Annotated in this window: 21 protein-coding genes; 15 read left to right on the plus strand and 6 right to left on the minus strand. The window is 46.2% G+C overall.

Annotated features, from left to right (window positions below):
* Positions 1-158: 158 nt before the first annotated feature.
* Genes OW495_RS11950 through OW495_RS11960 form a run of 3 tightly spaced genes read left to right on the plus strand, consistent with a single transcriptional unit; the run spans position 159 to position 2,458 of the window.
* Positions 159-1,100: a virulence factor BrkB family protein gene (locus OW495_RS11950; protein WP_017109217.1), complete on the plus strand. Its 942-nt coding sequence runs from the start codon at positions 159-161 to the stop codon at positions 1,098-1,100.
* The gene (dtd, locus tag OW495_RS11955; RefSeq protein ID WP_004735590.1) at positions 1,072-1,506 is read left to right on the plus strand and encodes a D-aminoacyl-tRNA deacylase; all 435 of its coding nucleotides are present in this window, start codon (positions 1,072-1,074) and stop codon (positions 1,504-1,506) included. The genes OW495_RS11950 and dtd overlap by 29 nt, the downstream gene beginning before the upstream one ends.
* 16 nt (positions 1,507-1,522) lie before the next feature.
* Positions 1,523-2,458: a bifunctional GNAT family N-acetyltransferase/hotdog fold thioesterase gene (locus tag OW495_RS11960; protein ID WP_017109216.1), complete on the plus strand. Its 936-nt coding sequence runs from the start codon at positions 1,523-1,525 to the stop codon at positions 2,456-2,458.
* A gap of 47 nt (positions 2,459-2,505) precedes the next feature.
* On the opposite strand, the gene OW495_RS11965 is transcribed toward OW495_RS11960, so the two are convergent.
* The 4 genes from OW495_RS11965 to hslR all read right to left on the minus strand — a co-directional run bounded on the left by OW495_RS11965 (position 2,506) and on the right by hslR (position 7,892).
* Positions 2,506-4,461: an AsmA family protein gene (locus OW495_RS11965; RefSeq protein ID WP_198599809.1), complete on the minus strand. Its 1,956-nt coding sequence runs from the start codon at positions 4,459-4,461 to the stop codon at positions 2,506-2,508.
* Between the two features lie 169 nt (positions 4,462-4,630).
* Complete coding sequence (pckA, locus tag OW495_RS11970) at positions 4,631-6,256, minus strand: phosphoenolpyruvate carboxykinase (ATP) (protein WP_009848030.1); 1,626 nt, start codon at positions 6,254-6,256, stop codon at positions 4,631-4,633.
* 337 nt (positions 6,257-6,593) lie between these two features.
* Positions 6,594-7,487, minus strand: a complete 894-nt coding sequence (gene hslO / locus OW495_RS11975; RefSeq protein ID WP_017109213.1) for an Hsp33 family molecular chaperone HslO — start codon at positions 7,485-7,487, stop codon at positions 6,594-6,596.
* 18 nt (positions 7,488-7,505) lie between these two features.
* Positions 7,506-7,892 (minus strand): ribosome-associated heat shock protein Hsp15, encoded by a 387-nt coding sequence (hslR, locus tag OW495_RS11980; protein WP_004735595.1) that lies wholly within the window; start codon positions 7,890-7,892, stop codon positions 7,506-7,508.
* Between the two features lie 317 nt (positions 7,893-8,209).
* Between hslR and gspC the strand changes: the two genes are divergently transcribed.
* The 12 genes from gspC to OW495_RS12040 all read left to right on the plus strand — a co-directional run bounded on the left by gspC (position 8,210) and on the right by OW495_RS12040 (position 19,775).
* Positions 8,210-9,106 carry a type II secretion system protein GspC gene (gene gspC, locus OW495_RS11985; RefSeq protein ID WP_102362645.1) on the plus strand — a complete coding sequence of 299 codons (897 nt, stop codon included), beginning with the start codon at positions 8,210-8,212 and terminating at the stop codon, positions 9,104-9,106.
* A 41-nt stretch (positions 9,107-9,147) separates the two neighbouring features.
* Positions 9,148-11,172 (plus strand): type II secretion system secretin GspD, encoded by a 2,025-nt coding sequence (gspD, locus tag OW495_RS11990; protein ID WP_102514262.1) that lies wholly within the window; start codon positions 9,148-9,150, stop codon positions 11,170-11,172.
* Positions 11,172-12,674 carry a type II secretion system ATPase GspE gene (gene gspE / locus OW495_RS11995; RefSeq protein WP_102514263.1) on the plus strand — a complete coding sequence of 501 codons (1,503 nt, stop codon included), beginning with the start codon at positions 11,172-11,174 and terminating at the stop codon, positions 12,672-12,674. The genes gspD and gspE overlap by 1 nt, the downstream gene beginning before the upstream one ends.
* Before the next feature lies 1 nt (position 12,675).
* Positions 12,676-13,896: a type II secretion system inner membrane protein GspF gene (gspF, locus tag OW495_RS12000; protein ID WP_065106059.1), complete on the plus strand. Its 1,221-nt coding sequence runs from the start codon at positions 12,676-12,678 to the stop codon at positions 13,894-13,896.
* An 88-nt stretch (positions 13,897-13,984) separates the two neighbouring features.
* On the plus strand, positions 13,985-14,428 hold the full coding sequence (gene gspG / locus OW495_RS12005; protein ID WP_004735601.1) for a type II secretion system major pseudopilin GspG: 444 nt from the start codon (positions 13,985-13,987) through the stop codon (positions 14,426-14,428).
* 78 nt (positions 14,429-14,506) lie between these two features.
* Entirely contained in the window at positions 14,507-15,100 is a 594-nt protein-coding gene (gene gspH / locus OW495_RS12010) for a type II secretion system minor pseudopilin GspH (RefSeq protein WP_102514264.1), read from the plus strand.
* Positions 15,087-15,482, plus strand: coding sequence for a type II secretion system minor pseudopilin GspI (gene gspI, locus OW495_RS12015; RefSeq protein WP_102514265.1), 396 nt, complete (start codon positions 15,087-15,089; stop codon positions 15,480-15,482). Before gspH ends, gspI begins: the two co-directional genes overlap by 14 nt.
* On the plus strand, positions 15,469-16,236 hold the full coding sequence (gspJ, locus tag OW495_RS12020) for a type II secretion system minor pseudopilin GspJ (protein WP_102514266.1): 768 nt from the start codon (positions 15,469-15,471) through the stop codon (positions 16,234-16,236). Before gspI ends, gspJ begins: the two co-directional genes overlap by 14 nt.
* On the plus strand, positions 16,220-17,269 hold the full coding sequence (gene gspK, locus OW495_RS12025) for a type II secretion system minor pseudopilin GspK (RefSeq protein ID WP_289886701.1): 1,050 nt from the start codon (positions 16,220-16,222) through the stop codon (positions 17,267-17,269). The genes gspJ and gspK overlap by 17 nt, the downstream gene beginning before the upstream one ends.
* The gene (gene gspL, locus OW495_RS12030; RefSeq protein ID WP_102514267.1) at positions 17,238-18,485 is read left to right on the plus strand and encodes a type II secretion system protein GspL; all 1,248 of its coding nucleotides are present in this window, start codon (positions 17,238-17,240) and stop codon (positions 18,483-18,485) included. The genes gspK and gspL overlap by 32 nt, the downstream gene beginning before the upstream one ends.
* Positions 18,486-18,505: 20 nt before the next feature.
* Positions 18,506-18,994 carry a type II secretion system protein M gene (locus tag OW495_RS12035; protein WP_102514268.1) on the plus strand — a complete coding sequence of 163 codons (489 nt, stop codon included), beginning with the start codon at positions 18,506-18,508 and terminating at the stop codon, positions 18,992-18,994.
* 1 nt (position 18,995) lies between these two features.
* Complete coding sequence (locus OW495_RS12040) at positions 18,996-19,775, plus strand: type II secretion system protein N (RefSeq protein ID WP_102514269.1); 780 nt, start codon at positions 18,996-18,998, stop codon at positions 19,773-19,775.
* A 144-nt stretch (positions 19,776-19,919) separates the two neighbouring features.
* Here OW495_RS12040 and cysQ read toward each other — a convergent pair whose 3' ends face one another.
* Positions 19,920-20,747 (minus strand): 3'(2'),5'-bisphosphate nucleotidase CysQ, encoded by an 828-nt coding sequence (cysQ, locus tag OW495_RS12045; RefSeq protein WP_102437898.1) that lies wholly within the window; start codon positions 20,745-20,747, stop codon positions 19,920-19,922.
* Between the two features lie 36 nt (positions 20,748-20,783).
* Entirely contained in the window at positions 20,784-21,335 is a 552-nt protein-coding gene (nudE, locus tag OW495_RS12050; RefSeq protein WP_065106065.1) for an ADP compounds hydrolase NudE, read from the minus strand.
* Positions 21,336-21,453: the final 118 nt, after the last annotated feature.

The following is a 21,453-nucleotide window of genomic DNA, read 5'->3' on the forward strand; positions in this document are numbered from 1 at the left end:
AATGCTCGATAACGGCGTTAGAATTTTTGATTGTAGAATGACTACTTATCGAAACTATTCTTTGCCGAGAAGGGCTTCCTTGTTCTCAAGCCTTTTTCCTACGCTATTTTTGAACATTTACTTACTGTGATTAATACAACGGAATATTAATTAGGACTATGAACGAGTTACAAGGGAGTTACAAGTTGAAGATAAAAAAGGTCGCCACACTCAGCATTCAGTTTTCTCGCTATCTTTTGGCGCGAATGACGCATGATAGGGTCAACGTGAATGCGGGCTATTTGGCGTACATTACCTTGCTCTCGATCGTACCGATGTTGACGGTTCTGCTCTCTATCTTGTCGTCATTTTCCATCTTTGCTGATGTCGGTATCGTGATTCAAAACTTCGTCATTACCAACTTTGTTCCAGCGTCAGGGGATGCGGTGCACGGCGCTTTGTTAGAGTTCGTTGCCAATACCGGTAAGATGACGGCGGTCGGTAGTGTGTTCTTATTCATTGCAGCGCTGATGTTGATCTCCAATATCGATAAGAACCTAAACTACATCTGGCGTGTTAATGAGAAGCGACGTGCGGTGCTGTCTTTCTCTATGTACTGGATGGTGTTAACGCTTGGGCCTATTTTGGTGGGTGCGAGCATTGCTGCTACCTCTTATGTGACATCCTTAAGCTTGCTACAAAACGAAGTTGTCTCTGGCGCCTTTAATACGGTGATTCGTAAACTTCCTTTGATTCTCTCTTTCTTTGCGTTCTTCGGTTTGTACCTGCTGGTTCCCAACAAAAAGATACACTTTTCTCATGCAGCTGCGGGCTCTCTGGTTGCGGCTCTGCTGTTCGAACTCAGTAAGAAAGGCTTTGCAGCCTACATTACGCAATTCCCTTCTTACCAGTTGATTTATGGCGCATTAGCAGCGATTCCGATTCTTTTTGTCTGGGTGTATTTGTGTTGGTTGATCGTGCTGGTGGGTGCCGAGGTGACCGCTGCTCTTGGTGAGCACGAACAGTGGAGTGACCCGCAAGAAATGGTACACTCAACGGATAACGACAAAATTACAGAGCAAGGAAACAACAGTGATAGCACTGATCCAGAGAGTAAGTGAAGCTGCCGTCCGTGTTGATGGCGAAGTAGTGGGTGAGATTGAGCAAGGCTTATTGGTTCTGTTAGGCGTAGAAAAAGGTGATGACGAAGCCAAAGCCAAACGCTTGATGGAACGAGTGACCACTTATCGTGTCTTTGGAGATGAGGACGATAAAATGAACCTCAATGTGAAGCAGGTCGAAGGTAAGGTATTAGTGGTTTCTCAATTCACTCTGCCAGCCGATACCAAGAAAGGCACGCGAGCGGGCTTTTCTCGTGGTGCTCACCCTGAAGATGCTGAGCGTCTTTACAACTATTTCTCAGACCAATGTGAATCAGTGTTGCCAACGGAACGTGGTCGATTCGCAGCCGACATGAAAGTGTCTTTGGTTAATGATGGCCCAGTGACATTCTGGCTGCAGGTTTAGGCTTAAAGGAATAAGCATGTTTAAACTCATAACCCCAACCACCGAAAATCAGTTAAATAAGTATTACCATTTTCGTTGGCAGATGCTCCGTGAACCTTGGCGAATGCCGGTAGGTTCAGAGCGCGATGAATATGATCCAATGAGTCACCATCGCATGATTGTTGATGGTCGAGGTCGTCCGATGGCGATTGGTCGTCTGTATATCACTCCTGATCTAGAAGGTCAGATCCGTTACATGGCGGTTAAGAACTCTCGCCGTAGTAAAGGTATGGGTTCATTGATTCTAGTCGCGCTTGAGTCATTGGCTCGCCAAGAAGGCGCAAAGCGCTTGGTGTGTAATGCACGTGAAGATGCGATCTCATTCTACGAGAAGAATGACTTTGAGCGTCGTGGTGAGATTAACGACCAACGCGGCCCTGTGCGTCACCAACAGATGGTTAAACAACTTGACCCAATGGCTGATGTATTGCGTAAACCTGAATGGTGTAACGAACTTCAACAGCGCTGGGAGCACCAGATCCCGATCAGTGACAAGATGGGCATCAAGATAAACCAATACACAGGTTACCAATTTGAGTGTAGCGCTCAGCTGAATCCCAACCTGAACCCTCACAACACCATGTTTGCTGGCTCTGCCTTTACTTTAGCGACCTTAACGGGCTGGGGTATGACTTGGTTATTGATGAAAGAGCGTGGCCTGACGGGTGATATCGTGTTGGCAGACAGCAATATTCGTTACCGTCATCCGGTTGAGCAAAATCCAGTCGCATCCACGTCATTGGATGGAATCAGTGGAGATTTAGATCGCCTCGCGTCTGGCAGAAAGGCTCGTATCATCATTCATGTGACCATTAACAGTGGCGATGTGGAAGCGGTTGAGTTTACAGGAACCTATATGCTGATCCCTGATTATAAAAAGATACTCTCGACAGATTCTAATGTGAGCGAATAGCCCACATCTAGCACTCGGTTGATTTGGTAAGATATTGATTAAAAGCGCTACTCCTGTGGAGTGGCGCTTTTTTGTTGGCAGTCATTAATCTCAGAATATTCAATTTGGTCAAGCTTTCCTGAGATTTGGTGGCATGGGTCGGAAAGGGAAATAGAGAGAGTGTGTTGCTCGGTTTTGAGCAAGTCGAGTTCTCCAGAAACTTCACCATTTAACGTTTGAACCCTTTGCGAGCCTTCTTCTGTAGCCGATGCACCAATAATGTGCATTGGTTCGAGTGTGAAACGTCCGCGGTCAAAACTGGCATTCAGCTCTGGGATTTCAAACACGTTATCAGTCGATGTTTCAGAAAGTTTGTCGTTGAAGGTCATCACGCCTTGGCGAACGCTGCCTGTGAGTTGGCCAGTCGTTGAGTAGCCGAGCATCAGCGAGTCGCCGTATAAACCTGCGGCTTGAAGTTCGAATTCACCATAACCGGTTGCATCAAGCGGTAATTCCAGTTGTTGCAATATTGGCGAGATAGGCAAGCCATCGGCAGAGATATCTATACTCCACGGCTTGCTGATTTGGTTAAAGTCGAGAGTAGCATTCGCTTCAATATAGCCATTCTTTAATGGTGCAAATAGGCGTGTCAGCGTCCATTTTCCTTGCTCGCTATTCATTTCAACTACAGGCTGAGCGCTGAGAATATTTTGGTAGCTGGCATCATTGGCGCTGGCCATTAACTTGCCTTGCCACAAGCCTAGCTTTCTATCTTGCAGCAGTTGAACCTGATGCCCCTCGACATGAAGCCCTGAGACCTGCCAGTAAGGTTTTTTTGCGAGTTGGATGAGTTGGCTACGCTCTATGTTTAGCCGATGAATAGAGGCTTGCTGTAGCTGTGTAAGCCAAGGGATTAAACGAGTGGCCGGTAGATTTTCATCTTGGCTTTCAGTAATCCATTTTATGCCCTGAACATCAAGTTGTGCGAGTTCAACTGAGCTTGGTGTTATCGTCCCGTTCATTTGGATACTGCCTTGTCGCCATTGCGTATAGAAATCCTCAATCAGGATCTGTTCCGGTTGAAGGTTTAACTGAATACTCGGGTCGACAAACAAGTCATCATCGATGGTGACGCCTTCTGCTTGTAGGGAAAAGGTGGCTTGTTGTTGCTGCCACAGCTGAAACGGTAACTGAACATTTTCTAATGAAGCATCGAAGCCAGCTAAGTGGCCACTTTTCCATTCAACATCGCTGCGCAAGATATCTAAACTGTTGATGTGGTTTATCTGAATACCTGCTCCATCCCATTTTTTGCTCAAGAGGCTTTGGGTCTGTATCTCGTTGAGTCGCAGGCCGTCGATGGTGATATTCACTAATGACCAATCATGTTTATATTGCTCTGCTTGTCCGGAAATTTTGGCGCCACGCCAATCAAATGAAGCGCCATAAAGGGTGCTGTCACTCGGTTTAAGGTCTAGGTCAATCAACAGGTTATCAAACGCTTCGCCTTGCCAATACAGCTGCGAGGCTGAGAGTTGGGTTTTGCCATAGGGTAGTAGTGAGTTGCTGTCGTCCCATGTTGGATCTGAGATCTGGAGGTCGATGCCTCGAGCATTAAAGTCCGCGGTCGAAAAATCTAGATTATTGATCGCCAGCTGACGTAGCTTGAGGTTTGGTTGGGTAAGCACTGATGTGAGAGTGCCCAGATCGTCGGCTTCTAACTGTAGGCCACTGATCAATACAGAGTCCAACACTAGCTTAGCTTCAAGAACAGAGTCTGGGCTGAACCAAAGATCGATCTTGTCGATATATAGAGGTGCCTGCTTTTCGGGTTGGCTTTGGGTAACGCCCATTAAGGTGATGTGATAAGGCGCCTGATACTCAACATCTTCAATGAGCACAGGTTGTTCAATCGCATGTTTGATAAAAAAGTTAGCAACATCCGCACGGTATTGGGTCTGCAGGCTTAATAGCAACGCTGCGATAGTTGCAACGGCGATAGCCAACACAATGCCGAACACCATGAATACCTTTTTCATTCCCTGAAAGCCTTAAATTTCAATCGTCTCAAAACAGAGTGGAACAAAAAGGGTCAAGCATCAACAAAAAAGCCCCTCAAAAGAGGGGCTTGCTACAAAAATATCATTTTAAATTGGGCGTTCGCTTTTGGCTAAGCCCGAGCAGATGGTTGGATTAGTCCAGTTGAGGACCAGCGGCAACCAGTGACTTACCTTCAGCATTGTCTGTGTACTTATCAAAGTTGTTGATGAAGCGCTCTGCTAGATCTTTCGCTTTGCTTTCCCATTGTAGTGGGTCAGTGTAAGTATCACGTGGGTCAAGAATCGCTGGGTCAACATCGTGCAACGCTAGTGGTACTTCTAGGTTAAACATAGGGATAACCTTAGTCTCAGCTTGGTCGATTGAGCCATCTAGGATAGCGTCGATGATGCCACGAGTATCTTGGATTGAGATACGTTTGCCTGTGCCATTCCAACCTGTGTTCACAAGGTAAGCTTCAGCGCCAGCCGCTTCCATACGCTTCACAAGTACTTCAGCGTACTGAGTTGGGTGAAGAGTTAGGAATGCCGCACCAAATGCTGCAGAGAATGTTGGTGTTGGTTCAGTAATACCTCGCTCAGTGCCCGCTAGTTTCGCAGTGAAGCCAGATAGGAAGTGGTACTTCGTTTGCTCTGGAGTCAGTTTAGAAACGGGTGGTAGTACACCGAATGCATCAGCAGTTAGGAAGATAACCTTTTGAGCGTGACCGGCTTTCGATACTGGCTTAACGATGTTGTCGATATGGTGAATCGGGTAAGAAACACGAGTGTTCTCTGTTTTTGAACCGTCATCAAAATCGATAGAACCATCACCACGAACCGTTACGTTTTCTAGCAGTGCATCACGACGGATTGCATTGTAGATTTCTGGTTCTGCTTCTTTAGATAGACGAATGGTTTTCGCGTAACAACCGCCTTCAAAGTTGAAGATACCATCGTCATCCCAACCGTGCTCATCATCACCGATTAGCTCACGCTTAGGATCCGTTGATAGGGTTGTTTTACCTGTGCCCGATAGACCGAAGAATATCGCTACATCGCCTTCTTCACCGACGTTAGCACTACAGTGCATTGAAGCAATGCCTTGCAGAGGAAGTAGGTAGTTCATCATTGCGAACATGCCTTTCTTCATCTCACCGCCGTACCAAGTACCACCGATGATTTGAACGCGTTCTGTTAGGTTGAAAGCAACAAAGTTTTCAGAGTTTAGACCCTGCTTTTCCCAGTTAGGGTTAGTTGTTTTAGCACCGTTCATTACCACGAAATCAGGTTCGAACGTTGCTAGCTCTTCGTCTGTTGGACGAATGAACATGTTCTTAACGAAGTGCGCTTGCCACGCTACTTCAGTGATAATACGTACACTTAAGCGCGTATCAGGGTTAGCACCACAGTAACCGTCAATGACAAACAGGCGCTTGCCAGATAGCTGAGTTGTCACAAGCTCTTTAAGCTCATCCCATACTTCAGTTGTAATCGGTTTGTTGTCATTTTTGCCTTGATCTGACCACCACATGGTATCGCGCGTGGTGTCATCTTTAACAATGTACTTATCTTTTGGTGAGCGGCCAGTAAAGATACCAGTGTCAACCGCAACAGAGCCTAGTTCCGTTACTACGCCTTTTTCGTAGCCTTCCAAACCTGGCAGTGTCTCTTCAACGAATAACTGCTCGTAGCTAGGATTACGAAGAACTTCAGTAACGCCAGTCAGTCCGTGCTTAGTTAGATCAATTTGTGCAGCCTTAGTATGTTCCATAACGGTCATAGGTGCTCCTTGTAGGATATTTTGTAGGGATTTTGTATTAATTTTTTATTGTTATCTGCTCACCATGCTAGCAACGAGACTCTGGGGAAACAGGGATACAGCTCAAAAAGTATCCATATTAATCTTGGGGTTTTAAGCGTCTCGTCACATATTGGCCTAACTAGTCTATCCTGTACGCAAACCTTTGCGCTAGGGGCGAGAACATTATTAATTGATTAAAATTAAGCGGTGATTTTATTACGAGATGTTACGGGCTTTGCGCTATTTTGATCACAAAAAAGGCCAGCTGAGTGCTGACCTTTGTAGGGTAAATTACGTGTTTTTGGTACGCTGTAAATTAATGAACCGTATTGTCGCCTTTATCTGCTGCTTCTGCGTACAGTGCGTCAACGTCGTTCTTGTCAAACGAGTAGTTTGTGCCACAGTAATCGCAGTGAAGAGCCACACTTCCTTCAGTGCTGATGATGTCGTAGATCTCTTCTTGAGCAACAGTAATGATAGCCGCACCACTACGTTGACGAGAACAACCACAGAAGAACTCAACCGGTTGTGGGGTAAATACCTGAACCTTCTCTTGGTTGTATAGACGGTACAACAGGTCGTTCGCTTCTAGAGAGAACAACTCTTCATTTTTTACGGTGTCAGTTAACTGCTCTAGGTGTTCGAAGTCATCTGGCGTACCAGTACCGTCAGGCATAACCTGCAGAAGCATACCAGCAGCGTGTGCTTTGCCTTCATGTTCACCCGTGCGCAGCCATAGACGAGTCTTTAGCTGTTCAGAGTTTGCGAAGTAACCTTCAAGTACTTCAGCAAGCGTGTCACCTTCAAGACCAACGATGCCTTGGTAACGCTCACCTTTTTTAGGATCGATAGTGATCACTAGGTGGCCTTTACCCATCAGGTCGTGCAGGCCTGCGTCGTCAGCAATGTCACCGTCAAAGCGAGCAACACCACGGATCTTCTGATCGTTATCGCCATTAATAACAGCGAGAGATACTGGGCCATCACCTTGCAGTTGCATCGTGATAGAGCCTTCAAACTTTAGAGTCGCCGTTAGTAGCGTCGTTGAAACCAGTAGCTCACCCAACAGCTTTTGTACTGGCGCTGGGTATTCCTTGCTAGAAATAATCTGTTGGTACGCTTCGTCCATCTGTACCAATTCACCACGTACTGATAGGTCTTCAAATAGGTAGCGATTTAAAACATTACTTGTAGACATTGGGTCTGCCATTTGGCTATTCCTTCTAGCTTATTGAGTCTTGAACTTGATGATGTCACGACGTTGCTTTTTGTCTGGGCGACGTTCTGGTGCTGGGCTATGAGCATTAAGTTTGCGCTGTTGTGCAAACTCTTCTCTTTTTGCCAAGCTTTCGGTGGTTTCTTCATAGAGTGTTTGAGCGACTGGTGCCCCGCCACGGTGTGCGGATATTTTCTCTATGGTGACCGTCTTTTCTTCATTACCTTGGCGCAGAGTAATCACTGCACCAAGTTCTACGATTTTGCTGGGTTTGCTACGCTGACCATTATAGTGGACTTTGCCACCATCGACCATGTTGCGAGCAATTGAACGAGTCTTATAAAAGCGTGCTGCCCACAACCATTTATCGAGTCTGACAGCTTCATTAGTCGTTTTCATATAGGACAGTGCCTTTTCAGTTAGAAATGAATGCGGTTTAACTGTTATTCACAGTATGCAACTTATTTTATTTAATGACGCTTATCACATTTAGTAGAAGCTTATGTGGAGGCGACAGGCTTTTTTTTCAAGGAAGATTACAAAATAGCTCAGGTAATGCCGATTTATAGATTTGCTATGATATAGTTCAGGATCTTATGCTTTTAATAAGCTGGAACAGAATTTATGAACAAAAAAGCTGATAGTTTAGTAGGTTACAGCTTTATTCGTTATAGAAAGGGTTAGGGAACGTGAACTTTTTAGAGCTCAAACTTCGCATGGATAACTCTCCGGTGCTGAGCCGATTTTTAGAGAATGGATTTTTACTCCAGCAGAAACTGAGCCTTGTTCTTTGTTGTGTGTTAATCGCAGCTTCCGCATGGATTTTAGGACAACTTGCATGGTTTATCGAACCTGCCGAGCAAACCGTTGTGCCTTGGAAAGCAACGGCTTCATCGTCTTCTGCTCCTCAATCGACTCTTGATATCTCCTCTTTGCAGCAGAGCAACTTTTTTGGTGCCTATAACCCAACCAAGCCTCCTGTGGTTGAGCAGCAAGTTATTCAAGATGCGCCAAAAACGCGACTGAATCTGGTTTTGGTGGGTGCGGTTGCCAGCTCTAACCCCAAATTAAGCTTAGCTGTGATTGCGAATCGTGGCACACAAGCAACCTATGGCATTAATGAAGAGATCGAAGGCACTCGCGCGAAGTTAAAAGCGGTATTAGTTGATCGCGTGATTATTGATAACTCAGGTCGAGACGAAACGCTGATGCTTGAAGGCATTGAGTACAAGCGTCTGGCCGTTTCAGAACCAGCACCACCTCGTGCCTCTTCTTCTGTCCGTGGTAACAACCCAGCGTCTGCAGAAGAAAAGCTTGATGAAATTAAAGCGAAGATAATGAAAGATCCGCAACAAATCTTCCAATATGTTCGACTGTCTCAGGTGAAACGTGACGATAAAGTGATCGGCTATCGTGTGAGCCCTGGCAAAGATTCAGAACTTTTTAACTCTGTTGGGCTCCAAAACGGAGATATTGCCACTCAGTTAAATGGACAAGACCTGACAGACCCTGCTGCTATGGGCAACATATTCCGTTCCATCTCAGAACTGACAGAGCTAAATCTGGTGGTAGAGAGAGATGGTCAACAACATGAAGTGTTTATTGAATTTTAAAACTTTGCGTCTAACGAAGGACGAAAGTGTAGGAGAAGTACGTGAAGCATTGGTTTAAGAAAAGTGCATGGTTATTGGCAGGAAGCTTAATCTGCACACCCGTAGCCATAGCGAGTGATTTTAGTGCCAGCTTTAAGGGCACTGACATTCAAGAGTTTATTAATATTGTTGGCCGCAACTTAGAGAAGACGATCATCGTTGACCCTTCGGTGCGCGGGAAAATTGATGTTCGTAGTTACGATGTGCTCAATGAAGAGCAATATTACAGCTTCTTCTTAAACGTATTAGAGGTTTACGGCTACGCGGTGGTCGAAATGGACTCGGGTGTTCTTAAGATCATCAAAGCCAAAGATTCTAAAACGTCGGCAATTCCAGTTGTTGGAGACGGTGACACGATCAATGGCGACAATGTTGTCACACGCGTCGTGACCGTTCGTAATGTTTCAGTACGTGAACTTTCTCCTTTGCTTCGCCAGCTGAATGACAATGCAGGTGCGGGTAACGTTGTGCATTATGACCCTGCGAATATCATTCTAATTACTGGCCGTGCAGCTGTTGTTAATCGTTTAGCAGAGATCATCAAGCGTGTTGACCAAGCGGGTGATAAAGAGATCGAAGTCGTTGAGCTAAAGAATGCTTCTGCGGCAGAAATGGTGCGTATTGTCGATGCATTAAGCAAAACCACTGATGCGAAAAACACACCTGCATTTCTACAGCCTAAATTGGTTGCCGATGAGCGTACCAATGCGATTCTTATCTCAGGTGACCCTAAGGTACGTAGCCGTTTAAGAAGGCTGATTGAACAGCTTGATGTTGAAATGGCAACCAAGGGCAACAACCAAGTCATTTACCTTAAATACGCAAAAGCCGAAGATTTAGTCGATGTGCTGAAAGGCGTGTCGGACAACCTGCAATCAGAAAAGCAGACATCAACCAAAGGCAGTTCATCGCAACGTAACCAAGTGATGATCTCAGCTCATAGTGATACCAACTCTTTAGTGATTACAGCTCAGCCAGACATCATGAACGCGCTACAAGATGTGATCGCACAGCTGGATATTCGTCGTGCTCAAGTATTGATTGAAGCTTTAATTGTCGAAATGGCAGAAGGTGACGGTATTAACCTTGGTGTGCAATGGGGTAACCTTGATACTGGTGCTGTGATTCAGTACGGCAACACAGGCGCATCGATTGGTGGTGTGATGGTTGGTTTAGAAGAAGCCAAAGACACTGAAACGACTACCGCAGTATATGATGATAATGGTGCCTTTGTACGTAATGAAACGACAACCGAATCAGGTGATTATTCAACGTTAGCTTCTGCACTTTCTGGTGTGAACGGCGCAGCAATGAGTGTCGTTATGGGCGACTGGACAGCGTTGATCAGTGCGGTAGCAACCGATTCAAACTCTAACATCCTATCTTCTCCGAGTATTACCGTGATGGATAACGGCGAGGCTTCATTCATTGTGGGTGAAGAGGTGCCTGTTCTAACCGGTTCTACAGCAGGCTCAAGCAACGACAATCCATTCCAAACGGTTGAACGTAAAGAAGTGGGTATCAAGCTGAAAGTCGTGCCACAAATCAATGAAGGCGACTCGGTTCAGCTACAAATAGAACAAGAAGTATCGAACGTATTAGGTGCAAACGGGGCAGTAGATGTTCGTTTTGCTAAGCGTCAGCTGAATACGTCAGTGATTGTTCAAGATGGTCAAATGCTGGTACTTGGTGGTTTGATTGACGAGCGAGCACTGGAAAGTGAATCTAAGGTCCCATTCCTAGGCGATATCCCAGTACTTGGGCACCTGTTCAAATCAACCAGTACTCAGGTTGAGAAAAAGAACTTAATGGTCTTCATCAAGCCAACCATCATTCGTGATGGCATGACAGCTGATGGTATCACCCAGCGTAAATATAACTTCATCCGTGCTGAGCAGCTGTATAAGTCAGAGCAGGGTCTGAAACTAATGGATGACGATAACATCCCGGTATTGCCTAAATTTGGTGCAGAGATGAATCACCCGGCTGAGATCCAAGCCTTCATTGATCAAATGGAACAAGAATAATGGCTGAATTGGTAGGGGCGGCAAGTACTTATCAGCGCTTGCCGTTTAGCTTTGCAAATCGCTACAAGATGGTGTTGGAGTATCAGCATCCAGAGCGCGCACTGATACTTTATTATGTTGAGCCACTGAAATCGGCGGCGATCATTGAAGTAAGCCGTGTTGTTAAAAATGGTTTCACGCCACAAGCGATCGGCGCAGACGAATTTGATAAAAAGCTGACGGACGCGTATCAGCGTGACTCGTCGGAAGCTCGTCAGTTAATGGAAGATATTGGTGCCGATAACGACGACTTTTTCTCGCTAGCAGAAGAACTGCCTCAAGACGAAGACTTGCTCGAATCGGAAGACGATGCGCCAATCATCAAGTTAATCAATGCGATGCTGGGTGAGGCGATCAAAGAGGGTGCTTCGGATATTCATATCGAAACCTTCGAGAAGTCACTGTCTATCCGCTTCCGTATTGATGGTGTATTACGTGATGTTCTCGCGCCAAGCCGTAAACTGGCGCCGCTGTTGGTTTCACGTGTCAAGGTTATGGCTAAGTTGGATATTGCGGAAAAACGCGTGCCACAGGATGGTCGTATTTCTTTGCGTATCGGTGGTCGAGCGGTCGATGTGCGTGTTTCAACCATGCCGTCTTCGCACGGTGAACGTGTGGTAATGCGTCTGTTGGACAAAAACGCCACTCGCTTAGACTTGCACAGCTTAGGCATGACGGCAGAGAACCATGAAAACTTCCGTAAGCTGATTCAGCGCCCACACGGCATCATCTTGGTGACCGGCCCAACGGGTTCTGGTAAATCAACAACCTTGTATGCTGGTCTACAAGAGCTCAACAGCAATGAGCGAAATATCCTAACTGTTGAAGATCCAATCGAATTTGATATTGATGGTATTGGCCAAACACAAGTGAACCCTAAGGTTGATATGACCTTTGCGCGCGGTTTACGTGCGATTCTTCGTCAAGATCCCGATGTGGTTATGATTGGTGAGATCCGTGATTTGGAAACCGCCGAGATTGCAGTACAAGCTTCTTTAACGGGTCACTTGGTTATGTCGACTCTCCATACCAATACCGCGATAGGTGCGATTACGCGTCTACGTGATATGGGTATTGAACCTTTCTTGATCTCCTCTTCACTGCTCGGTGTTCTGGCGCAGCGCTTGGTTCGAACCTTGTGTAGCGAGTGTAAAGAACCGTACGAAGCCGATAAAGAACAGAAAAAGTTGTTTGGCCTGAAGAAAAAAGACAGCCTAACGCTTTATCATGCCAAAGGCTGTGACCACTGTAGCCATAAAGGTTACCGAGGCCGTACCGGTATTCATGAACTATTGATGATTGATGATTCGGTACAAGAGTTGATTCACAGTGAGTCTGGAGAACAGGCAATTGAGAAGGCAATTCGTGGCACAACCCCAAGTATTCGCGATGATGGCTTGAGCAAAGTTCTGAAAGGGGTAACGTCCCTAGAAGAAGTGATGCGCGTGACCAAGGAAGTCTAGTATGGCGGCATTTGAATACAAAGCATTAGATGCCAAAGGTAAGAGTAAAAAAGGCTCTATTGAAGCAGATAATGCTCGTCAGGCTCGCCAAAGAATAAAAGAACTTGGCTTGATGCCGGTTGAGATGACCGAAGCTAAAGCAAAAACAGCGAAAGGTGCTCAGCCATCGACCAGCTTTAAGCGCGGTATTAGTACACCTGATTTAGCTTTAATTACTCGTCAGATATCCACGCTCGTTCAATCTGGTATGCCGTTGGAAGAGTGTTTGAAGGCTGTAGCCGAGCAATCTGAAAAGCCACGTATTCGAACGATGTTGTTGGCGGTTCGCTCTAAGGTGACGGAAGGTTATTCATTAGCGGACAGTCTGTCTGATTTCCCTCACATCTTCGATGAGCTATTCAGAGCCATGGTTGCAGCTGGTGAGAAATCTGGCCACTTAGATGCGGTATTGGAACGATTGGCTGACTACGCTGAGAATCGTCAGAAAATGCGCTCTAAGCTGCTGCAAGCGATGATCTACCCAATCGTGCTGGTGGTGTTTGCGGTGACGATTGTTTCGTTCCTACTGGCCACCGTAGTGCCTAAGATCGTTGAGCCGATTATTCAGATGGGCCAAGAACTTCCTCAATCGACACAATTTTTATTAGCATCGAGTGAATTTATTCAGAATTGGGGTATCCAATTACTGTTGCTGACCCTTGGTGTGATTGTTCTTGTGAAGACCGCGCTGAAAAAGCCGGGCGTTCGTATGAGTTGGGATCGCAATCTATTGAGTATCCCGCTGATCGGCAAGATAGCGAAAGGGATCAATACCTCTCGTTTTGCACGAACACTCTCTATCTGTACATCGAGTGCGATTCCAATCCTTGAAGGGATGAAGGTCGCGGTTGATGTTATGTCGAATCACCATGTGAAACAGCAAGTATTACAGGCATCAGACAGCGTTCGAGAAGGTGCGAGCCTGCGTAAAGCGTTGGATCAAACCAAGCTCTTCCCACCGATGATGCTGCATATGATTGCCAGTGGTGAGCAGAGTGGTCAGTTGGAACAGATGCTGACAAGAGCGGCAGACAACCAAGATCAAAGCTTTGAGTCGACGGTTAATATCGCCCTAGGTATCTTTACCCCAGCCCTTATCGCGTTGATGGCAGGCTTAGTGCTGTTTATCGTGATGGCGACACTGATGCCAATGCTTGAAATGAACAATTTAATGAGTGGTTAACGTACTGCTCATCAGACGTTAGTTTTTGGATTATCGAGAAGAAGGACACCATTCCCCTTAACTCGCTATCTGTAATTTGGAGAAAATAATGAAAAATAAAATGAAAAAACAGTCAGGCTTTACCCTATTAGAAGTCATGGTTGTTGTCGTTATCCTTGGTGTTTTAGCAAGCTTTGTTGTACCTAACCTTTTGGGCAACAAAGAGAAAGCGGATCAACAAAAAGCCATCACTGATATTGTGGCGCTAGAGAACGCGTTAGATATGTATAAGTTGGATAACAGCGTTTACCCAACAACGGATCAAGGCCTTGACGGATTGGTGACAAAGCCAAGCAGCCCAGAGCCTCGTAACTACCGTGACGGTGGTTACATCAAGCGTCTACCAAACGACCCTTGGGGCAATGAGTACCAATACCTAAGCCCTGGTGACAACGGTACGATTGATATCTTTACTCTTGGCGCTGATGGTCAAGAAGGCGGTGAAGGTATTGCTGCGGATATCGGTAACTGGAACATGCAGGATTTCCAATAAGCTTCGGCTTGTTGGTTGATAAGTTATTGAGCTTGATACGTTATTGATGGTAGGACGTAAACAGATGGAGTCTACAAGGTGAAAACTCAGCAAACACAGCCAGGTTTCACCTTGATTGAGATTCTCTTGGTGTTGGTACTACTGTCAGTAACGGCGGTCGCGGTGATCTCGACCATCCCTACCAATAGCAAAGATGTTGCCAAAAAATACGCTCAAAGCTTTTATCAGAGAATTCAGCTACTCAATGAAGAGGCTATTTTGAGTGGCTTAGATTTTGGTATTCGTGTTGATGAAAAGAAATCGACCTACGTTCTGATGACTTTGAAGTCTGATGGTTGGCAAGAAACTGAGTTCGAAAAGATCCCCTCTTCAACTGAATTGCCAGAAGACCTCGCACTGACGCTGACACTCGGTGGCGGCGCGTGGGAAGACGACGATCGCCTTTTTAATCCGGGAAGCTTATTTGATGAAGATATGTTTGCGGATCTGGAAGAGGAAAAGAAGCCAAAGCCACCACAGATCTACATCTTGTCGAGTGCCGAAACGACACCGTTTACGCTTTCTTTCTACCCAAACACCGGTGATACCGTGCAAGATGGCTGGCGTATTCGAGTGTTAGATAATGGTGTGATTCGATTGCTAGAGCCTGGAGAAGAAGATGAAGAGGAATAACCGTTCCCCTTATCGTTCTCGTGGTATGCCTCTTGGTTCTCGAGGAATGACTCTGCTTGAAGTATTAGTTGCGCTCGCTATTTTCGCTACGGCGGCGATCAGTGTGATTCGTGCCGTCACCCAGCACATTAATACACTCAGCTATCTAGAAGAAAAAACCTTCGCGGCGATGGTCGTTGATAATCAAATGGCCTTAGTGATGCTGCATCCTGAGAAGCTTAAAAAAGCGCAGGGCACGCAAGAGTTAGCGGGAAGAGAGTGGTTCTGGAAGGTGACTCCCATCGATACCAGCGATAATTTATTAAAGGCGTTTGATGTGAGTGCGGCAACCAGCAAGAAAGCGTCTCCAGTCGTTATGGTGCGAAGTTATGTGGTTAACTAAGAGCATGTGGTCAACTAAGAGCGTGTCGCTAAGTAAGAGCATGTCGGCAAATAAGCGTACGCCACGCAAACAAGGCCTTTCTTCAAAAGGCAGAGGCTTTACCTTAATTGAAGTTTTGGTCTCGATTGCTATCTTTGCCACGCTAAGTATGGCGGCTTATCAGGTAGTGAATCAGGTTCAGCGCAGCAATGAACTGTCAATCGAGCGCAGTGCTCGTTTAAATCAACTGCAACGTAGCTTAGTCATTTTAGATAATGATTTTCGCCAGATGGCGGTGCGAAAATTTCGTACCAATGGTGAAGAAGCATCATCTAAGCTGATCTTAATGAAAGAGTATTTACTGGACTCCGACAGTGTTGGCATCATGTTTACTCGCCTAGGTTGGCACAACCCGCAGCAGCAGTTTCCTCGCGGAGAAGTAACGAAAGTTGGCTACCGCATTAAAGAAGAAACACTTGAGCGTGTATGGTGGCGTTACCCAGATACGCCTGCAGGCCAAGAAGGTGTGATTACCCCTCTGCTTGATGATGTCGAAAGCTTTGAAATCGAGTTTTATGACGGGAGTCGCTGGGGTAAAGAGTGGCAAACCGATAAGTCTCTGCCGAAAGCGGTGAGACTCAAGCTGACACTGAAAGACTATGGTGAGATAGAGCGTATTTATCTCACTCCAGGTGGCACCCTAGATCAGGCCGATGATTCTTCAAGTAATGACTCTTCAGGCAGTAGTGAGGGGAATAATGACTCATCGAACTAATAAGCGTATAGCGACAAGGTCAGCCTTGGGACGTAAACAACGTGGTGTCGCGCTGATCATTATTTTGATGCTATTGGCGATCATGGCCACCATTGCTGGCAGCATGTCTGAACGTCTGTTTACTCAATTCAAGCGCGTTGGTAACCAGCTGAACTACCAACAGGCCTATTGGTACAGCATTGGCGTAGAAGCGCTTGTGCAAGATGGTATTAGGCAAAGCTACAAAGACAGTGATACCGTAAACTTAAGCCAGCCGTGGGCGTTAGAAGAGCAAGTGTACCCACTCGATTATGGCCAAGTTAAGGGTCGAATCGTAGACGCTCAGGCGTGTTTTAATCTTAATGCCTTGGCTGGGGTTACGACGACTTCAAGTAACCAGACACCTTATTTAATCACGGTTTGGCAAACCTTGTTGGAAAACCAAGACGTTGAGCCTTATCAGGCTGAGGTTATCGCAAATTCTAGCTGGGAGTTTGTTGATGGTGATACCCGAACCACCTCTTCGTCTGGCGTAGAAGACAGTACGTATGAAGCAATGAAGCCATCTTATCTGGCGGCGAATGGTCTAATGGCGGATGAATCCGAGCTACGAGCGGTTTATCAGGTCACTGGTGAAGTGATGAATAAGGTTCGCCCATTTGTTTGCGCTTTACCCACCGATGATTTCCGTTTGAATGTGAATACTCTCACGGAAAAGCAGGCGCCTTTATTGGAAGCGATGTTTGCCCCAGGTTTAAGTGAGTCGGATGCAAAACAGCTGATAGACAAACGCCCGTTTGATGGTTGGGATACGGTCGACACATTTATGGCCGAACCTGCCATTGTTGGCGTGAGTGCCGAAGTCAGCAAGAAAGCGAAAGCATATTTAACTGTAGATAGCGCCTATTTTGAGCTAGATGCAGAGGTATTAGTTGAGCAGTCACGTGTACGTATACGGACGCTTTTCTATAGTAGTAATCGAGAAACAGTGACGGTAGTACGCCGTCGTTTTGGAGGAATCAGTGAGCGAGTTTCTGACCGTTCGACTGAGTAGCGAACCACAAAGCCCTGTGCAGTGGTTAGTTTGGTCGACAAGCCAACAAGAAGTGATAGCAAGTGGCGAACTGTCTAGCTGGGAACAGCTTGACGAGTTAACGCCTTACGCTGAAAAGCGCAGCTGTATCGCTTTATTGCCGGGAAATGAATGCTTAATTAAGCGTGTTGAGATCCCGAAAGGTGCTGCTCGCCAGTTCGACTCTATGTTGCCGTTTTTGTTAGAAGACGAAGTGGCACAAGATATCGAAGACTTACATCTGACTATTTTAGATAAAGACGCGAGTCACGCTACCGTGTGTGGTGTGGATCGTGAATGGCTAAAACACGCTTTAGAGCTGTTTCGCGAAGCCAATATTATCTTCCGTAAGGTGCTGCCAGATACACTAGCCGTGCCTTTTGAAGAACAAGGCATCAGTGCGTTGCAGATAGATCAGCATTGGTTATTGCGCCAAGGTCACTCTCAACGTCAAGGTCACTATCAAGCCGTATCGATTAGCGAAGCATGGTTACCGATGTTCCTGCAAAGTGACTGGGTTGTAGCTGGTGAGGAAGAGCAAGCGACAACAATTTTCAGCTACACCGCGATGCCGAGCGACGACGTTCAGCAGCAAAGTGGTGTGGAGTGGCAAGCTAAGCCTGCTGAATTGGTGATGTCTTTATTGAGTCAGCAAGCGATCACAAGCAGCGTGAATTTACTGACTGGCGCCTTTAAAACCAAATCTTCATTCAGTAAATATTGGCGTGTTTGGCAGAAAGTGGCGATTGCTGCTTGTTTGCTGGTGGCCGTGATTGTGACTCAACAAGTGTTGAAGGTTCAGCAGTATGAAGCGCAAGCCGAAGCTTACAGAGCCGAGAGTGAACGTATTTTTAGAGCTGTGCTGCCAGGTAAACAACGCATTCCGACAATAAGCTACCTTAAGCGTCAGATGAATGATGAAGCTAAGAAATACGGTGGCTCAGGCGAGGGTGACTCCTTACTCGGTTGGCTAGCGTTGTTGCCTGAAACCTTAGGGCAAGTGAAGTCGATCGAAGTTGAAAGCATTCGTTATGATGGTAACCGTTCTGAGGTTCGACTTCAGGCGAAAAGCTCTGACTTCCAACACTTTGAGACCGCAAGGGTGAAACTCGAAGAGAAGTTTGTCGTTGAGCAAGGGCCATTGAATCGCAATGGCGATGCCGTATTTGGCAGCTTTACTCTTAAACCCCATCAATAACCTGCGTAAGGAGATCAGTGATGAGAAATATGATTGAACCACTCCAAGCGTGGTGGACTTCAATAAGTCAAAGAGAGCAGCGATTAGTTGTTGGCTGCTCAGTTTTATTGGTGTTGGGTGTCGTTTATTGGGGGTTGTTACAGCCACTCAGTCAGCGAGCTGAACTTGCACAAAGTCGTATTCAAAGTGAGAAGCAGCTTCTTGCTTGGGTAAAGGACAAAGCGAATCAAGTCGTTGAACTACGAGGCAGCGGTGGCATCAGTGCCAGTCAGCCTTTGAACCAATCTGTGCCTGCTTCTATGCGCCGTTTTAACATCGAGCTGATACGCGTACAACCACGTGGTGAGATGCTGCAAGTGTGGATTAAGCCTGTGCCATTTAATAAGTTCGTTGACTGGCTGACATACCTGAAAGAAAAGCAGGGTGTTGAGGTTGAGTTTATGGATATTGATCGCTCTGATAGCCCTGGGGTTATTGAGATCAACCGACTACAGTTTAAACGAGGTTAATGTGAAACGCGGTTTATCTTTCAAATATGGCCTGTTATTCAGCGTCATTTTTATCGTTTTTTTCTCTGTAAGCTTGTTGCTGCATTTGCCTGCCGCTTTTGCTCTCAAGCATGCGCCCGCTGTGCGTGGTTTAAGCATCGAAGGCGTTGAGGGCACCGTTTGGCAAGGTCGCGCTAACAATATTGCGTGGCAGCGTGTCAATTACGGCTCAGTGCAGTGGGACTTCCAGTTCTCTAAACTATTCCAAGCCAAAGCCGAGCTTGCGGTTCGCTTTGGTCGTAACAGCGATATGAACTTATCCGGTAAAGGTCGTGTTGGATATAGCATGAGCGGTGCTTACGCGGAAAATTTAGTCGCATCCATGCCAGCTAGTAACGTGATGAAATATGCGCCGGCTATCCCAGTACCTGTTTCTATTGCAGGACAAGTTGAACTGACGATCAAACATGCGGTTCATGCGCAGCCTTGGTGCCAATCGGGTGAAGGTACGCTTGCTTGGTCTGGTGCAGCTGTCGACTCGCCAGTGGGTTCATTAGACCTCGGTCCTGTGATTGCGGATATTACCTGTGAAGACAACACCATTGCAGCTAAAGGCATCCAGAAGAGTGAGCAAGTGGACAGTGAGTTCTCTGCGAGCGTAACGCCAAATCAAAGCTACACCTCGGCGGCATGGTTTAAGCCAGGATCTGAATTTCCATCAGCGATGCAGAGCCAGCTTAAGTGGCTGGGCAACCCTGACAGCCAGGGTAAATATCAGTTTACTTACCAAGGTCGTTTTTAACCCGGTATCGACTTCTGAATTAGCATTCACTGGTTATCAAATAACGAGATATTAAAAATGGGCACCTCAATGAGGTGCCCATTTTGTTTGAATGCTTAACTGCTTAACTGCTTAACTGCTTAACCACGATCAAAGCCGTCGAGTTTAGTCTTTACCTTGTAAGATTTCTGCCCAAGGTAAGTCGGCATCGCCAAGAACAATGAAGTTTGGATTCTCTAGAGTATCCCTTTCATTGTAAGAGAGCGGCTCTAATTGAGTGCTTAGGATTCGACCGCCGGCTTCTTCAACAATGCACTGGGTTGCGGCTGTATCCCACTCTCCGGTTGGTCCAATACGTAGATAACAATCCACAGCACCTTCTGCGACTAAACATGCCTTAAGTGCTGCTGAACCTAGAGGAACTAAGTCGTAATTCCAAGCAGAGCTCATGCGGTTAGTGATGCGGTTGATATCTTGGCGACGACTGATCGCCATCGCGATGGATTGGTTTGGCAGTTCATGGCGGTGTGTCTTAATCTTCACACTGTCATTAAGGTCTGGGATCTTCCAAGCGCCTTTGCCACTGTAAGCGTAATAGCTCACACCTGAAACGGGTGCGTACACGACGCCCATTACCGGCTTGTTATGCTCAATTAAGGCAATAATTGTCGCGAAATCACCACTTCTTGCAATGAACTCCTGCGTACCATCCAGCGGATCAACCAACCAGTAACGATCCCATTGAGAGCGTTGTTCTAGGCTGATGTCGGCGTCTTCTTCGGATAGTACGGGAATATCAGGCGTCAATTCACTGAGTTTTTTTAATATCAGCTTATGTGCTGCAAGGTCGGCACTGGTGACCGGAGTGTCATCACTCTTGGTGAACTCTTCGTAATCCTTTTTCTCATAGATCTCTAAGATGAGCTGTCCAGCCGATCGAGCGATCTCAATGACTGGAGGGAGGAGGTGAGACAAATCTTTTGTTATTGGCATAAATATTCTCTTACTCTTCGAGTGAGCCTGAATGTTCTAATTATTGTTTAATACACGAAGGGCTAATAGTAGAGCTGTAATACTGCGAGCCTCACAGAAGTCGAGATGCGTTAACAGTTCTTCGGCTTGAGCAAGTGGCCAGCGGACAATGTCTAGTGGCTCTGGCTCATCACCTTCTAGCTTCTCTGGATAGAGTTCTTCTGCGATAAACAGCGTCATTTTGCTAGAGAAATAAGAGGGGGCGAGAATCACTTCTTTTAAAGGCGTGAGTTTATTAGCGCCAAAGCCAATCTCTTCTTTTAGTTCACGAACCGCAGCTTCATTTGGTTGTTCGCCGGGATCAATTAGTCCTTTTGGGAAGCCGAGTTCATAGCGTTCAGTACCCGCAGCGTATTCACGCACCAACAGAATATCGCCTTGCTCAGTAATCGGAACCATCATTACTGCGTTGCGACCGCTGGGCTTCATGCGTTCGTAGGTACGCTCTACACCGTTGGAAAAGCGTAAATCGAGGGACTCGATAGAGAATAATTTTGATTGAGCGACAGTTTGTTGAGCCAAAATTTCTGGCTTGGTCCTTTTTGTCATTGCGCTCGCTCCTTAGCTCATTGGAATTCTTTCTTATAAAGTCATTCTAATATAGGGGAAATAGAGTTGAGTTCCTAGATCCTAGTTTTCATATCCTGAAATTATTGAATCAGGAACC

It is taken from the genome of Vibrio sp. 14N.309.X.WAT.E.F5, from assembly GCF_030397615.1.
Taxonomy (GTDB): Bacteria; Pseudomonadota; Gammaproteobacteria; order Enterobacterales; family Vibrionaceae; genus Vibrio; species Vibrio lentus.

Bases quoted from the DNA above. Each gene is read 5' to 3' on its own strand.
- OW495_RS11950 (WP_017109217.1), top strand. From the start codon at position 159: ATGAACGAGTTACAAGGGAGTTACAAGTTGAAGATAAAAAAGGTCGCC.
- OW495_RS11960 (WP_017109216.1), top strand. From the start codon at position 1,523: ATGTTTAAACTCATAACCCCAACCACCGAAAATCAGTTAAATAAGTAT.
- OW495_RS11965 (WP_198599809.1), bottom strand. From the start codon at position 4,461: ATGGTGTTCGGCATTGTGTTGGCTATCGCCGTTGCAACTATCGCAGCG.
- pckA (WP_009848030.1), bottom strand. From the start codon at position 6,256: ATGACCGTTATGGAACATACTAAGGCTGCACAAATTGATCTAACTAAG.
- hslO (WP_017109213.1), bottom strand. From the start codon at position 7,487: ATGGCAGACCCAATGTCTACAAGTAATGTTTTAAATCGCTACCTATTT.
- hslR (WP_004735595.1), bottom strand. From the start codon at position 7,892: ATGAAAACGACTAATGAAGCTGTCAGACTCGATAAATGGTTGTGGGCA.
- gspC (WP_102362645.1), top strand. From the start codon at position 8,210: ATGGATAACTCTCCGGTGCTGAGCCGATTTTTAGAGAATGGATTTTTA.
- gspE (WP_102514263.1), top strand. From the start codon at position 11,172: ATGGCTGAATTGGTAGGGGCGGCAAGTACTTATCAGCGCTTGCCGTTT.
- gspF (WP_065106059.1), top strand. From the start codon at position 12,676: ATGGCGGCATTTGAATACAAAGCATTAGATGCCAAAGGTAAGAGTAAA.
- gspG (WP_004735601.1), top strand. From the start codon at position 13,985: ATGAAAAATAAAATGAAAAAACAGTCAGGCTTTACCCTATTAGAAGTC.
- gspI (WP_102514265.1), top strand. From the start codon at position 15,087: ATGAAGAGGAATAACCGTTCCCCTTATCGTTCTCGTGGTATGCCTCTT.
- gspJ (WP_102514266.1), top strand. From the start codon at position 15,469: ATGTGGTTAACTAAGAGCATGTGGTCAACTAAGAGCGTGTCGCTAAGT.
- gspK (WP_289886701.1), top strand. From the start codon at position 16,220: ATGACTCATCGAACTAATAAGCGTATAGCGACAAGGTCAGCCTTGGGA.
- OW495_RS12035 (WP_102514268.1), top strand. From the start codon at position 18,506: ATGAGAAATATGATTGAACCACTCCAAGCGTGGTGGACTTCAATAAGT.
- cysQ (WP_102437898.1), bottom strand. From the start codon at position 20,747: ATGCCAATAACAAAAGATTTGTCTCACCTCCTCCCTCCAGTCATTGAG.
- nudE (WP_065106065.1), bottom strand. From the start codon at position 21,335: ATGACAAAAAGGACCAAGCCAGAAATTTTGGCTCAACAAACTGTCGCT.